13 protein-coding genes are annotated in these 13,091 nt (G+C 74.1%); 7 read left to right on the plus strand and 6 right to left on the minus strand.

Features of this window, described 5'->3' with window-relative positions; genetic code table 11:
* Positions 1 to 5: 5 nt before the first annotated feature.
* Together ACZ4NB_RS28795 and ACZ4NB_RS28800 are read left to right on the plus strand one after the other, a co-directional pair.
* Positions 6 to 1,082 (plus strand): Zn-dependent alcohol dehydrogenase, encoded by a 1,077-nt coding sequence (locus tag ACZ4NB_RS28795; protein ID WP_467665959.1) that lies wholly within the window; start codon positions 6 to 8, stop codon positions 1,080 to 1,082.
* A 119-nt stretch (positions 1,083 to 1,201) separates the two neighbouring features.
* Positions 1,202 to 2,143 carry a 3-oxoacyl-ACP reductase gene (locus tag ACZ4NB_RS28800; RefSeq protein ID WP_467665960.1) on the plus strand — a complete coding sequence of 314 codons (942 nt, stop codon included), beginning with the start codon at positions 1,202 to 1,204 and terminating at the stop codon, positions 2,141 to 2,143.
* Positions 2,144 to 2,329: 186 nt separating this feature from the next.
* Here the strand turns inward: ACZ4NB_RS28800 and ACZ4NB_RS28805 are convergent, their stop codons facing one another.
* Positions 2,330 to 2,482, minus strand: a complete 153-nt coding sequence (locus ACZ4NB_RS28805) for a hypothetical protein (RefSeq protein ID WP_467665961.1) — start codon at positions 2,480 to 2,482, stop codon at positions 2,330 to 2,332.
* 162 nt (positions 2,483 to 2,644) lie between these two features.
* Complete coding sequence (locus ACZ4NB_RS28810) at positions 2,645 to 4,000, minus strand: hypothetical protein (RefSeq protein WP_467665962.1); 1,356 nt, start codon at positions 3,998 to 4,000, stop codon at positions 2,645 to 2,647.
* A 204-nt stretch (positions 4,001 to 4,204) separates the two neighbouring features.
* Between ACZ4NB_RS28810 and ACZ4NB_RS28815 the strand changes: the two genes are divergently transcribed.
* The 4 genes from ACZ4NB_RS28815 to ACZ4NB_RS28830 all read left to right on the plus strand — a co-directional run bounded on the left by ACZ4NB_RS28815 (position 4,205) and on the right by ACZ4NB_RS28830 (position 8,132).
* Positions 4,205 to 5,233, plus strand: coding sequence for an ABC transporter substrate-binding protein (locus ACZ4NB_RS28815; RefSeq protein ID WP_467665963.1), 1,029 nt, complete (start codon positions 4,205 to 4,207; stop codon positions 5,231 to 5,233).
* Positions 5,234 to 5,325: 92 nt separating this feature from the next.
* On the plus strand, positions 5,326 to 6,201 hold the full coding sequence (locus tag ACZ4NB_RS28820) for a Nif3-like dinuclear metal center hexameric protein (protein ID WP_467665964.1): 876 nt from the start codon (positions 5,326 to 5,328) through the stop codon (positions 6,199 to 6,201).
* The gene (locus ACZ4NB_RS28825) at positions 6,198 to 6,941 is read left to right on the plus strand and encodes a zinc ribbon domain-containing protein (RefSeq protein ID WP_467666037.1); all 744 of its coding nucleotides are present in this window, start codon (positions 6,198 to 6,200) and stop codon (positions 6,939 to 6,941) included. Before ACZ4NB_RS28820 ends, ACZ4NB_RS28825 begins: the two co-directional genes overlap by 4 nt.
* 3 nt (positions 6,942 to 6,944) lie before the next feature.
* The gene (locus ACZ4NB_RS28830) at positions 6,945 to 8,132 is read left to right on the plus strand and encodes a bifunctional RNase H/acid phosphatase (protein ID WP_467665965.1); all 1,188 of its coding nucleotides are present in this window, start codon (positions 6,945 to 6,947) and stop codon (positions 8,130 to 8,132) included.
* A gap of 106 nt (positions 8,133 to 8,238) precedes the next feature.
* Here the strand turns inward: ACZ4NB_RS28830 and eda are convergent, their stop codons facing one another.
* Together eda and yaaA are read right to left on the minus strand one after the other, a co-directional pair.
* Complete coding sequence (gene eda / locus ACZ4NB_RS28835; protein ID WP_467665966.1) at positions 8,239 to 8,913, minus strand: bifunctional 4-hydroxy-2-oxoglutarate aldolase/2-dehydro-3-deoxy-phosphogluconate aldolase; 675 nt, start codon at positions 8,911 to 8,913, stop codon at positions 8,239 to 8,241.
* Positions 8,914 to 9,015: 102 nt separating this feature from the next.
* Positions 9,016 to 9,813 (minus strand): peroxide stress protein YaaA, encoded by a 798-nt coding sequence (gene yaaA, locus ACZ4NB_RS28840; RefSeq protein ID WP_467666038.1) that lies wholly within the window; start codon positions 9,811 to 9,813, stop codon positions 9,016 to 9,018.
* 175 nt (positions 9,814 to 9,988) lie between these two features.
* Between yaaA and ACZ4NB_RS28845 the strand changes: the two genes are divergently transcribed.
* Positions 9,989 to 11,473, plus strand: coding sequence for an RNB domain-containing ribonuclease (locus ACZ4NB_RS28845; RefSeq protein WP_467665967.1), 1,485 nt, complete (start codon positions 9,989 to 9,991; stop codon positions 11,471 to 11,473).
* A 72-nt stretch (positions 11,474 to 11,545) separates the two neighbouring features.
* On the opposite strand, the gene ACZ4NB_RS28850 is transcribed toward ACZ4NB_RS28845, so the two are convergent.
* Both ACZ4NB_RS28850 and ACZ4NB_RS28855 read right to left on the minus strand, forming a co-directional pair.
* On the minus strand, positions 11,546 to 12,226 hold the full coding sequence (locus tag ACZ4NB_RS28850; RefSeq protein WP_467665968.1) for a hypothetical protein: 681 nt from the start codon (positions 12,224 to 12,226) through the stop codon (positions 11,546 to 11,548).
* Positions 12,223 to 13,029, minus strand: a complete 807-nt coding sequence (locus ACZ4NB_RS28855; RefSeq protein WP_467665969.1) for a MerR family transcriptional regulator — start codon at positions 13,027 to 13,029, stop codon at positions 12,223 to 12,225. Before ACZ4NB_RS28855 ends, ACZ4NB_RS28850 begins: the two co-directional genes overlap by 4 nt.
* Positions 13,030 to 13,091 lie beyond the last annotated feature (62 nt).

Below are 13,091 nucleotides of genomic sequence, written 5' to 3' on the forward strand. Positions count from 1 at the left end.
GTGACATGCGCGCAGCCGTACAGCACGAGACGGGTCAGGACAAGCTGGAGGTGCTCGACGACGTCGAGGCGGTGGGGTTCGGCCCCGGGAAGGTCAGGGTCCGCATCCGGGCGACGGGACTGTGCCACTCCGACCTCTCGGCCATGAGCGGGGTGCTGCCGCAGCCCGCCCCGTTCGTTCCCGGGCACGAGGGCGCCGGGGAGATCCTCGACGTCGGCGACGGCGTCACCGGCCTCGGTCAGGGGGACCGGGTCCTGATGTGCTGGCTGCCCGCCTGCGGCAGCTGTCCGTCCTGCAAGCGCGGCCAGACCCACCTGTGCCTGGCCGGATTCCTGAACGCCGGTACGCCCAACTTCAAGCGCCCCGGTGGCGACGTGTTCGGCTTCGCCGGCACCGGCACCTTCGCCGAGGAGGTCGTGGTACCCGCCAACTGCGCGGTCCCGATCCCGGACGACGTCCCCTACGAGATCGCCGCGCTGATCGGCTGCGGTGTCACCACCGGACTCGGCGCGGCCCTCAACACGGCCGAGGTGGAGGCCGCCTCCTCGGTGGCGGTCATCGGGTGCGGCGGCGTCGGCATCTCCACCATCCAGGGCGCGCGGGCCTGCGGCGCCGCCCAGATCATCGCCGTCGACCCGGTGCCGGCCCGCCGCGAGGCCGCGCTGCGCTTCGGCGCCACCGAGGCCGTCGCCCCCGAGGAACTCGCCGACGCCAAGGCCCGGATCACCGCGGGGGAGGGCTTCGACTACGTCTTCGAGGTGGTCGGCAAGTCCGCCACCGCCCGCACCGCCTACGAGACGACCCGGCGCGGCGGCACCCTGTGCGTGGTCGGCGCGGGCGCCATGGACGACACCTTCCAGGTCAATATGTTCGAGCTGTTCTTCGACGAGAAGCGGATCCTGCCGTCCCTGTACGGCGGCGCGGACGTGCTGCGCTCCTACGAGCGGGCCATCGCCCTGTGGCGGGCCGGCCGGATCGATCTGGCCGGCCTGATCACCCACCGCGTGCAGCTCGCCGAGGTCAACGACGCGCTCGACCAGATGCGTTCCGGGGCCGCGCTGCGCACCTGCATAGAGATCTGACCGTGCGCCCGTAGGCCGGCCGCGCGCCCCTGGACCCGCCAGGCGCGCAGGGGCCGACCGGGCACCCGGGCACCCGGCCGGGGACGCCCGGAGAACCGATCGAGAGGACAGGAAGAGCGATGGCACAGCCACTTGAGGGCCTGACCGCGATCGTCACCGGGGCCGGCCGCGGCCTGGGCCGCGCCGAGGCCCTCGAACTCGCCCGGCTCGGCGCCCGCGTCGTGGTCAACGACTACGGGCAGCCGGGCCGCGACGGCTCGGGCGCGGCCTCCGCCGCGCCCGCCGAGGACGTCGCCGCCGAGATCCGGGCGGCGGGCGGTCAGGCGGTCGCCCACCTCGGCGACGTCGCCGACCACGAACAGGCCGGTGCGCTCGTGCAGTTGGCGGTCGCCACCTTCGGCCGGCTCGACATCCTGGTCAACAACGCGGGCATCCTCCGCGACCGGATGGTGTTCTCGATGACCGAGGACGAATGGGACTCGGTCATCCGCGTCCACCTCAAGGGCCACTTCAACACCACCCATTTCGCCGCGGTCCACTGGCGCGAACGTTCCAAGGCCGCCGGCGCCCCGGTGCACGGCCGGATCATCAACACCTCCTCGGAGGCGTTCCTCGCCGGCTCGGCGGGCCAGCCCAACTACGCCGCGGCCAAGGGAGGCATCGTCGGCCTGACGACCTCCACGGCGCTGGCGCTGGCCAAGTACGGCGTGACGGCCAACGCGATCTGCCCGCGTGCCCGCACCCGTATGACCGAGGACGTTTTCGCCGGCTTCGAGGAGCCGGAGGACGGCGGGCTCGACGCGCTCGCCCCGGAGCACGTCGCCCCGCTCGTCGGCTATCTGGCCGCGCCGGCCGCGGCCGGGGTCAACGGTCAGCTGCTGGTCGTACACGGCGGCATGGTCGCGATCGCCGAACGCCCGCGGATCGCCGCCAAGTTCGACACCGCCAAGGAGGTCTTCAGCTTCGAGGAGCTGGACGGGCTGCTGACGCCGTACTACGCCGAGCGCCCGCCGAACGAGACGTTCGCGGCGGCGGAGGTGCTGGGCCTCAAGCACGGCTGACGGGCGGACCGGCGGACCGGGCGGACCGGCGGACCGGGCGGACCGGCGGACCGGGTGGCCCGGCGGGCGGACGGCCCGCCAAAACGGCCGCGGCCGCCGCCCGCCGGGAAGGCGGTGCGGCGGCCACGGCCGTTGCCGCGCGCTCGGCGGTCGGGGTCCGCCGACGTGGACCTGTGCGTCCTGCGGCTACTTGTCCCGGCGGTGCCGGCCATGTGGGGTGGAGCCGGACTCCTCCGTGGCGGCCGGGCCACGGTGCCTGCCGGAGCTTGCGGCCTCGGCGGCCTGGGCGGATGCCTCCTGAGGGCGCGCCTGGGTCGTGTCGGTTCGGGCTTCGGACATGAAGAGAGTCACTCCGTCGGATCGCTTACGGCTTTACGCGTCGGGACCCCGCCCGACGGTCGCCGAGGCTGACCCCGAGCGGAACCGTCGGTGGCCGGTCAACCGGCTGCGTAGCCCCCGGCCCGAAATACTAACGGGGCGGAAAATCGCGCTGCACCGGGTCTACCGCGCTGTGAGAGGTGCCTGTTGCAGGGGCACTGGCCTGCACATTCGAGGATGCGCGGGGGAGCGGTGCGGTTCCGCGCCGACGGGCTGCGGATGTGGGGATCTTGTGGAGTGGTTGTCGGCATCCGCTGCATCCAGGACAATCCCCGCGCCGCTCCCGGCGCTTGCCCCGGAAGGGGAGCGCTCCGGCCGCAACGCCCCCTCCTGTTCCACGGGGCCCGTGGAACCCACCGCCCTCAGCGCCTGCATCAGACCCCCGCGCTCCACGGGTCCCCTGTGCACGACGGGTCCCTCGCGCCCCACCGGGTCTCCGCGCCCCACGGGCTCTTCGCCCCCCACCGGCTCCAGCGGTACGGCCATCCGCGCCACCCCGCACGGCTCCGCGTCCGTCGCGTACGGCAGCAGCAGTTCGCCGCCGGCCGTCCACAGCCCGGCCCCCGCCAGCCACCCCGCCGGTACGGGGAGTTGGCGCAGCCGCCGCCCCGAGGGCCGCCAGATCCCCAGCCAAGTGCCGCTCGCCGCGTCCATCCGGAACGCCACCGCACAGCTCTCCGGCGCCAACATCTGCCCCGGCTGGACGGCGAACGGGGTCACCGCCACATCCGCGGGCCGCAGGCACTCCGGGAAGCGCACCGGCAGGCTGCTGCCCAGTACGCCCCAGCCCAGCCGGTCGTACCCGGGGGCGTCGGACCGTACGAGCAGCAGTCCGCTGTCCGGGTCGGCGAGCAGCAGGCGGTCGTTGCTGTGCTCGGTGATCTGCAGGAGCGGCCCGGTCTCGCCGCCCCGCCCCAGGTCGAGAAGCACCGTCTTGGTCCGGCCGGCCAACTCCCGGTCCAGGGCGAGGAGCCGGCCGGATCGGTCCAGCCAGGCGCCGCCCGTACAGCGGCCCGGGATCTCGGCGATCCGCTCGGGGCCGCCCCCGCCGCCGTGCACCAGCCACAGCCCGGTGCGGTCCACCCCGGGGGCCAGGGCGTAGCCGAGGGTCCCGTCGGGGGCGGGCGGCAGCAGGGTCAGTTCGGGCGCCTCCACGGTGCCCAGCAGTCGCTCACCGGTCCCCGGGCCCGTCGGGTAGAGCAGGGAGAGCGCGAAGCGGTCGGCGACCCGGCGCAGGATCAGTACCCGGCCGTCCGTGAGGGGCAGCAGTTCGCTGTCCGGCTCCTCGGGCTGGCTGCCCGGCAGTGGAACGGCGTACGGCTCGGGTCCGCTCAGCGTCCAGCGCTCCGGGAACCAGCTCCCCGCCGCATCGTCGTGACGGGCGAGCCGGGCGGCGTACGAGCCGTCGGCGGCGATCGTCAGGGCGGCGCGGTGCGGGCTGTCCAGGGCGGTGGCGTCCTCGGTGGCGCAGATCGTCATCGCTTCGGTCACCTCCAGTCGGCAACCGAAGCTAGTTTTCGCACTTGCGGACGATCTTCGCGAGTTGCGGTACTTCACGCATAAGGGTGGCAGTTGTCCGGTTCGCCGGTGCCGGATGGGGTGGTTGTGCTTGCGGTTTCAACCGTGCATTAAGTTAGGTCTGCCTAACCCGGCCTTGCTCGGGCCCTTCCCTTGGAGTACGTGATGCCCCTTCGCCGCCGCGGCAGTGCCGCGATAGCCCTCGCCGCCGCCGGTGCCCTGTCGCTCGCGGCCTGCGGTTCCTCCGGTGCGGGCGGCAAGGGCGGCGACGGGGCGGGATCGAAGGCGGTCGCCCAGGGCGGCAAGGACTTCGCCGAGGCCGCCGAGGAGACCGCGAAGATGGGCGCCGACGCCGCCCCGGGGCGGTTCCCGCGCACCATCGAGCACGCGATGGGCAGCACCCGGCTCAAGGCCGCGCCCAAGAGGGTGGTCGTCCTCGACGTGGGCGAACTCGACAACGTCGTCTCACTGGGCGTCAAGCCGGTCGGCTACGCCCCGACCGAGGGCGACGAGGGCATCCCCGGCTACCTCAAGAAGGCCGCCGGCCACCCCAAGAGCATCGGCACCGTCAACGGCCTCAACCTGGAGGCGGTCGACAAGCTCAAGCCCGACCTGATCCTGGGCAGCAAGCTGCGCGCCGAGAAGCAGTACCGGCAGCTCAGCAGGATCGCCCCGACCGTGTTCTCGATCCGCCCCGGCTTCACCTGGAAGCAGAACTACCTGCTGAACGCCGCGGCCCTGGACAAGACCGCCGAGGCCAAGGCCGAGCTGGCCGGGTACGAGGCCAAGGCCCGCAAGCTCGGCGCGGACATCGGCCCGGAGAAGCCGACGGTCACCATGCTGCGCTACATGCCGCAGTTCACCCGGCTCTACGCCGAGCAGTCGTTCATCGGCACGATCCTCCGGGACGTCGGCCTGCCGCGGCCCGAGAACCAGCGGATCGACGACCTCGCCACCGAGGTCAGCCCGGAGAACATCGACCAGGCCGACGCGGACTGGATCTTCACCGGTGTCTACGGCGACCCCAAGGCCACCAAGCGGGAGAGCGCGGAGCACAACCCGCTGTGGAAGAACCTCAAGGCGGTCAAGGACGGTCACGCCAAGAACGTCCAGGACGAGACCTGGTACCTGGGCCTGGGCGTCACGGCGGCCGACCGCGTCCTGGACGATCTGCGGGGCTTCCTGGCCGGGTAGCCGCCGGCCGGGAGAGCGCCCGCGCCCGTCCGCGTCCCCCGTCGCGCCGTTGGCCCCACCCCCTGTCACAGGCGGGGGGTAACCTTCCCTCCGTGCCCGTACTGTCTGAAGTCCTCACCGCGCTCGACGCCCTCTGGCCCCCCGAGCGGGCCGAAGGGTGGGACGCCGTCGGCACGGTCTGCGGAGATCCCGACGCCGAGGTCCGCCGTGTGCTGTTCGCCGTCGACCCGGTCCAGGAAGTCGCCGACGAGGCGGTGAAGCTCGGCGCCGACCTCCTCGTCACCCACCACCCGCTCTATCTGCGCGGCACGACGACGGTCGCGGCCTCGACCTTCAAGGGCAAGGTCGTGCACACCCTGATCAAGCACGACATCGCCCTGCACGTCGCGCACACCAACGCCGACACCGCCGACCCCGGCGTCTCCGATGCCCTGGCGGGCGCCCTGGACCTGCGCGTCCTCGGCCCGCTGGTGCCGGATGCGAGCGACCCGGCGGGCCGGCGCGGCCTGGGCCGGATCTGCGAGCTGGCGCATCCGATGACGCTGGCCGAGTTCGCCTCGTACGCCGCGGCCCGACTGCCGTCGACCGCGCAGGGCGTTCGGGCGGCCGGCGACCCGGAGCGGGAGATCCGCACCGTCGCCGTCTCCGGCGGCTCCGGCGACAGCCTCTTCGAGGACGTGCGGGCGGCCGGTGTGGATGCCTTCCTCACCGCCGACCTGCGCCACCACCCGGCCTCCGAGGCCACCCAGCACACCCGAAACGGCCCGCTGGCGCTGCTCGACGCCGCCCACTGGGCCACCGAATGGCCGTGGTGCGAGCAGGCCGCGGCCCAGCTCGACGCGGTCTCCGACCGGCACGACTGGGGACTGCGCACGCATGTCTCCCGTACGGTCACCGACCCCTGGACCGCCCACGCGGCGTCCGCCCCTCTCTTCACCCCGACGCACACCACAGGAGCCCCACGCTGAACGCCGCGCCCGCCGACCAGATCCGCCTTCTCGACGTCCAGAACCTGGACGTCCGGCTCACCCAGCTCGCGCACCGGCGCAAGAACCTCCCCGAGCTGGCCGAGCTGCAGACCCTGGAGGCCGACCTCATCCAGCAGCGCGACCTGCTCGTCGCCGCGCAGACCGAGGAGAGCGACACCAGCCGCGAGCAGACCAAGGCCGAGCAGGACGTGGACCAGGTGCGCCAGCGCGCCGCCCGCGACCAGAAGCGGCTGGATTCCGGAGCCGTCACCTCTCCCAAGGACCTGGAGAACCTCCAGCACGAGATCGCCTCCCTGGCGAAGCGTCAGAGCGACCTGGAGGACGTCGTCCTGGAGGTCATGGAGCGCCGCGAGGCCGCCCAGGAGCGGGTCGGCGAGCTGACCGACCGGGTGGCGGCCATCCAGGCCAAGGTCGACGACGCCGTCGCCCGCCGTGACGCCGCGAACGGCGAGATCGACGCCGAGGCCGCCACCGTCACCAAGGAGCGCGAGCTGACCGTCGCCGACATCCCGGCCGACCTCGTCAAGCTCTACGACCGCATCCGCACCAAGGAGGGCGGCGTCGGCGCGGCCCGGCTCTACCAGCGCCGCTGCGAGGGCTGCCGCCTGGAGCTGAACATCACCGAGCTGAACGACGTGCGGGCGGCCCCCGCCGACACGGTCGTCCGGTGCGAGAACTGCAGCCGCATCCTGGTCCGTACGCCCGACTCGGGCCTGTAGGCCATGGCGCGCACGCTGATCGTCGAGGCGGACGGCGGGTCCCGGGGCAACCCGGGGCCGGCCGGCTACGGCGCGGTCGTCCTCGACCCGGAGACGGGCGAGGCGCTCGCCGAGGCCGCCGAGTTCATCGGCACCGCGACCAACAACGTCGCCGAGTACAAGGGCCTGGTGGCCGGCCTCCGGGCGGCGCACGCGCTGGATCCGCAGGCGCGCATCCAGGTGCGGATGGACTCCAAACTGGTCGTCGAGCAGATGTCCGGGCGCTGGCAGATCAAGCACCCGGACATGAAGCCGCTGGCCGCCGAGGCCAGGGCGGTCTTCCCGGCCGGCCAGGTCTCGTACGAATGGATCCCGCGCGCGCAGAACAAGCACGCCGACCGGCTCGCCAACGAGGCGATGGACGCCGGCAAGATCGGCAAGCAGTGGGAGCCCCGGGATTCCCGGGCGGCGCTCGCCACCACCGCGCCGGCCCGCAGCGCCGCGGCCCGGGCCGCCGACGAGGCGGCCGAGGCCGCGGACGAGGTGGCCGCCGCCGCCCCGCCGGCCGGTTGGGGAGCCCCCGACCTCGGCGTACCGGCGACCTTCGTGCTGCTGCGGCACGGCGAGACGGCGCTCACCCCCCAGAAGCGGTTCTCCGGCAGCGGCGGCGCCGACCCCGAGCTCTCCGCCGCCGGCCGCCGCCAGGCCGAGGCGGCCGCCGCCGCGCTCGCCGCACGCGGCACGATCCAGGCCGTCGTCAGCTCCCCGCTGCGGCGCTGCCGGGAGACCGCCCAGGCGGTCGCGGACCGGCTCGGTCAGGAGGTCCGCATCGAAGAGGGCCTGCGCGAGACCGACTTCGGTGCCTGGGAGGGGCTGACCTTCGGCGAGGTGCGCGAGCGCTTCCCCGACGACCTCGACGCCTGGCTCGGCTCGTCCAAGGCGGCGCCCACGGGAGGCGGCGAGTCCTTCGCGACGGTCGCCCGCCGGGTCGCCGTCGCCCGCGACAAGCTGCTCGCCCGCCACGCCGGCAAGACGGTGCTGCTGGTCACGCATGTCACGCCGATCAAGACGCTGGTCCGGCTGGCCCTGGGCGCCCCGCCGGAGTCGCTGTTCCGTATGGAGCTCTCCGCGGCCTCGCTCTCCGCGGTCGCCTACTTCGCGGACGGCAACGCCTCGTTGCGGCTGCTGAACGACACCTCGCATCTGCGGTAGGCGGGGCGTCCGGTGACCGGCGCGTTCCGTACGCGCGCGGTCGCCACGCGGACACCGGCAGACGGGCCCGGCGCATCGGCCATCCGATGCGCCGGGCCCGTTCGCGTCATCGGCGCAGCGGCGGTCGGACCGCCAGCGCCGCCGCCTCCAGGGCGAGCCGGCGCACCCGGTCCCAGTCCTTGGCGGCCAGCGCGTCGGCCGGCAGCATCCATGTGCCGCCCACACAGCCGACGTTCGGCAGCGCCAGATACGACGGGGCCGTCGCCAGGCCGATCCCGCCGGTCGGGCAGAAGCGGGCCTGCGGGAGCGGTGCGGCCAGCGACTTCAGATAGGCCGTGCCGCCGGCCGCCTCGGCCGGGAAGAACTTCAGCTCGGTGACGCCCTCCTCCAGCAGGGTCACCACCTCCGAGGCGGTCGAGACACCGGGCAGGAACGGGATGCCCGAGTCCCGCATGGCGTGCAGCAGCCGCGGCGACCAGCCGGGGCTGACCAGGAACTGTGCGCCGACCGCACCGGCCGCGGCGACATGCTCGGGGCTCAGCAGCGTGCCGGCGCCGACCACGGCCTCGGGCACCTCGCGGGCGATGGCCCGGATGGCGTCCAGCGCGGCGGGCGTCCGCAGGGTCACCTCGATGGCGGGCAGTCCGCCGGAGACCAGCGCCCGGGCGAGCGGAACGGCGTCGGCCGCGTCCTCCAGCACGACGACCGGGATGACGGGGGCGAGCCCGAGGACCGAGGGGGCGGTGGGCACGGGGGAGGAGGAGCTGGTCACATCGCCCATAGTGCGCCCAGGGGCCACTCTCCGCAACGACTGTTGCACATGTTGCAACAGTTGTGGGGGTCCGTTCCGCTCCTCAGACGCCCCGCCGCCCCGCCAGGGGTCCTACAGCTCCGTCACGATCACATCAATGGCCCACGCCGTGCCGCGCTTCGCCGGCGCCTTCGCCTCCACGACGTAGCCCAGCCCGCGCAGCGCCTCCACCAGCTCCGCCGGGTCCGCCGGGTCCAGCCCCGCGGACAGCAGGTCCCGCACCAGCCGCCCCTTGGTCGCCTTGTTGAAGTGGCTGACCACCGACCGCTTCTCCACACCGGCCACGATCTTCGACTGGAGCACCCGCACCGTCGCGGTCCGCCCGGCCACCTCGCCCTTGGGCTTCCACGCCGTGGCGTACGCCGCCGACCGCAGGTCCAGCACCAGCCCGTCCCCGGCCGCCTGCGGCATCACCTCCGCCATCGGCGCCCGCCAGTACGCGCCCAGCGCGCCCAGCCCCGGCAGCTTCACCCCCATCGAGCAGCGGTACGAGGGAATCCGGTCGCCGAGGCGCACGGCGCCCCACAGCCCCGAGAACACCAGCAGCGAGCGCTCGGCCAGCTTGCGCGCCCGTGCGTCCAGGGACCCGGCCCCCAGCGCGTCGTAGAGCACACCGGTGTAGATCTCCCCGGCCGGGCGGGTCCCCGCGGTCCGCAGCTCCGCGTTCTTGGCGATCTCGCCCCGGAGGCCGTCGCTCAGCCCGAGCACCTCCTGGGCCTTGCCCTCGTCCGCCGCGCACAGCTCGACCAGCTCCTCGAACACCGCCTGGCGCGCGCCGGTCAGCCCCGGCAGCGACAGCGCACCGATGTCCAGCGGCGCCCCGGCTCCGGGCGTGGCCTTCCCTTCGGACGGTGGCAACAGCACGAGCACGGTGTTCTCCTTCACGGCGGTACGGGCGGGGGTGCGGCCCCGGGAAAGCGTATGGCCTGCGGCGGGCGGGTGCGGAACCCACCCGCGGCCGCCGCCGCCCCCTCCCGCCCGCGGAGGCACCGCTCAGCCCGTGTACACCGAGCCGATGGCGCCCGGCGGCCATACGCTCGGTTTCATGCCCCGTCGCCATATGCATGTGACCGACGCAGCGGAGGCCCCGCTGCGCGCCGCGCTGCGTGAGCTGCGCGGAAAGCTGGAGATCCCGGACCACTTCCCGCCCACGGCGCAGGCCGAGGCGGAGAGCGCAGCCCGTGCCCCGCGGATCCCGGCCGCCGACGGCGCGGTGGCGACCGAGCACACTCTGGAGGACGCCACCGACCTCCCCCTCTTCACCATCGACCCGCCCGGCTCCCTCGACCTCGACCAGGCGGTGTTCCTGTCCCGGCGCAGCGGCGGCGGCTTCCGCGTCCACTACGCCATCGCCGATGTGGCCTCCTTCGTGACACCGGGCGGCGCCCTGGACGCCGAGGCCCACCACCGCGTGACGACCCTGTACTTCCCCGACGAGCGGCTTCCGCTGCACCCCTACGCGCTGAGCGAGGGCGCCGCCAGCCTGCTGCCCGACCAGGACCGCCCGGCCGTGCTGTGGCAGCTCGACCTCGACGCACAGGGCGCGCTGATCGCCACCTCGGTGCGCCGCGCCCTGGTCCGCTCCCGGGCCAAGCTCGACTACGCGGGCGTCCAGCGGGTCCTCGACGACAAGACGGCCGAGGAGCCGCTCGCCCTGCTCCGCGAGATCGGCCTGCTGCGCGAGGAGCTGGAGGTCGCCCGGGGCGCGATCTCCCTGCACGTCCCCGAGCAGGAGATCGTCGAGCGCGACGGCCACTACACCCTCGAATACCGCGCCCCGCTGCCGGTCTACGCCTGGAACGCGCAGATCTCCCTGCTCACCGGCATGGCCGCGGCCGAGCTGATGCTCGCCTCCGGCACCGGCGTGCTGCGCACCCTGCCCAAGGCCCCGGACGGCTCGGTCGCCCGGCTCCGCCTCACCGCCCGCGCCCTGGGCATCGACTGGCCGCACCACACCTCCTACGCCGCGCTGATCCGCACCCTCGACCCGCGCCGCGCCACTCACGCCGCGTTCCTCCAGGAGTGCACCGCCCTGCTGCGCGGCGCCGGCTACACCGTCTTCGACGGCACCGCGCCCACGGCCTCCGAGGTGCAGCACGCCGCCGTCGCCGCCCCCTACGCGCACGCCACCGCCCCGCTGCGGCGGCTGGTCGACCGCTACACCTCCGAGCTGTGCCTGGCCGCCTCGGCCGGCGAGGAACCGGCCGACTGGGTGCGCGGCGCGCTGCCGGCGCTGCCGGGCGAGATGGAGTCCGGCATCCAGCACGCCAACCGGGTCGAGCGGGCCTGCGTCGACCTCGTCGAGGCGGCGCTGCTGCGCGACCGGGTCGGCGAGACCTTCGAAGCACTGGTCGTCGAGATCCAGGAGAAGGACCCCACCCAGGGCACCGTCCACCTCTACGACCCGGCCGTCATCGGCCCCGTCGACGCCGCCTCGAACGGCCCCGAGCTGCCCCTGGGCCACCGCATCCGGGTCCGCCTCGCCGAGGCCGAACCGGGCCGCGAACCGGTCCGCTTCACTCCTGCGTGATCGCGGCTCGGTCCGGGGCCTTTCCGGTACCTTCCGGGGCCTTCCGGCGCCTGAGCCGGGGCCTTCGCCGCGTCAGGCCGCGCTCTGCGCCGTCTTGGGGCGCTCCTCAGGAGCATCGGCCGTACCCGGCGCCCCAGGACGCTCGCCGCGCGCCGCCCCTTCTGCCACCGCCGCCAGCTCCGCCCGTACGGCCGCGACCGCGCCCCGTGCGTCATCGGCATGGAACCGCACCGTGCGCACCGTCTCCCGCCGTCCCCGCAGCGTCGCGGTCTCGACCGGTTCGGCCAGTTCCACGGTGACCGACGTCTGCCCGCCGACCGCCAGCACCACGACCCCGCCTCCACCCTCCTTGCCGAACCGCAGGTCATAGCGCACGGAGGCGATCCGCTCCAGCGGTATCCGCAGCTCCCGCCGCGCCCCCTCGCGCAGCCGCAGCTCACCGGCGCCCACGACGTGCGGCCGGGTCACCGCCGCCGCCTGGAACCCCAGCATCATCAGCACCGTGTAGACGTCGAGGACCAATATCACCTCGCGCACCACCGGCACACCGCCGAGCAGCACATGCAGCCCGACGGTCTCCACCCCGCACACGAACGTCAGCCCGTACACGAGCGCCGCCTGCGCCCCCGCATAGGGCATCGCCCGGTCGCCGGACGCCACCCCGATCCGCCGCCGCGCCACCCACCAGCCCAGGCTCACCAGCCAGCGGCCCTCGTAGGCGGCCAGGGCACGCAGCGCACCGCCCCGGCTCACCGGGCACGCTCCGCCACGAGCCGGATCGCCTGCCGTACGGCCTCGGCCTGCGCCGGCGCGAAGTGCGCGTAGTACGCCGCGACGAACCCGTCGTCCGTCCCCTCGCCGGCCGCCCGCTCCCAGTCCTCCCCGCCGACCTGGGCGAACATCGCGTCCGGAATGCAGTCGGCGAGCGCCTGCGCGGCCTGTGCCACCCGCGGGTCGTCCGGCGCGGCCGCCGCCAGCGCGTCCAGCAGCCCGTACACCTCGTACGTCCGCTCCATCGCCCCCGGCGCCGACATGGCCTCCTCCAGCAGCGCCGTCACCCGGCCGCCCTCCTCCCCGCCCCCCATCGACTCCATCAGCGCCAGCACCTCACGCTCCTTCGCCGCCATCGCGGGCTCCGGGCCGGGGCGTGCCGCCGAGGTACGGGCCATCTCCCCGAAGACGGCCGCCAGCTCGTCCGAGACCGGCCCCTCCGCCGGAAGCCCCCCGTACTGCTCCGCCTGCCGTCGCAGGGCGGCCAGCCGGGCCCGCCGCTCGCGGAGCTGCTCCTCCTGGCGGGCCAGATCCGCGTCCAGCTCGGCCAGCACCTCGTCCAGCTCGCGCCCGGAGTCGTCGGCGAGCACATCGCGTACCTCCTCCAGCCCGAGCCCCAGCTCCGTCAGCCGGCGCAGCCGCGCGAGCTCGACCGCGTCCCGCAGCCCGTACTCCCGGTAGCCGTTGGCCCGGCGTTCGGGCTCGGCCAGCAGTCCGAGGTGGTGGTAGTGGCGCACGGCGCGCGTGCTGACGCCGATCAGACCTGCGAGCTCCCCGATTCTCATGCGTCCAGTAGAAACGTTGCCGCTGCGACAAGGTCAAGGGCGGACCGGGAGCGCCCGCGGCC

It is taken from the genome of Streptomyces sp. NPDC026575, assembly GCF_055567415.1.

What these genes read in the sequence shown, in the direction of transcription:
- ACZ4NB_RS28855 (WP_467665969.1), bottom strand. Translation starts at nt 13,029, where the DNA reads ATGAGAATCGGGGAGCTCGCAGGTCTGATCGGCGTCAGCACGCGCGCC.
- ACZ4NB_RS28800 (WP_467665960.1), top strand. Translation starts at nt 1,202, where the DNA reads ATGGCACAGCCACTTGAGGGCCTGACCGCGATCGTCACCGGGGCCGGC.
- ACZ4NB_RS28810 (WP_467665962.1), bottom strand. Translation starts at nt 4,000, where the DNA reads ATGACGATCTGCGCCACCGAGGACGCCACCGCCCTGGACAGCCCGCAC.
- eda (WP_467665966.1), bottom strand. Translation starts at nt 8,913, where the DNA reads ATGGGCGATGTGACCAGCTCCTCCTCCCCCGTGCCCACCGCCCCCTCG.
- ACZ4NB_RS28845 (WP_467665967.1), top strand. Translation starts at nt 9,989, where the DNA reads ATGCCCCGTCGCCATATGCATGTGACCGACGCAGCGGAGGCCCCGCTG.
- ACZ4NB_RS28795 (WP_467665959.1), top strand. Translation starts at nt 6, where the DNA reads ATGCGCGCAGCCGTACAGCACGAGACGGGTCAGGACAAGCTGGAGGTG.
- ACZ4NB_RS28830 (WP_467665965.1), top strand. Translation starts at nt 6,945, where the DNA reads ATGGCGCGCACGCTGATCGTCGAGGCGGACGGCGGGTCCCGGGGCAAC.
- ACZ4NB_RS28815 (WP_467665963.1), top strand. Translation starts at nt 4,205, where the DNA reads ATGCCCCTTCGCCGCCGCGGCAGTGCCGCGATAGCCCTCGCCGCCGCC.
- ACZ4NB_RS28805 (WP_467665961.1), bottom strand. Translation starts at nt 2,482, where the DNA reads ATGTCCGAAGCCCGAACCGACACGACCCAGGCGCGCCCTCAGGAGGCA.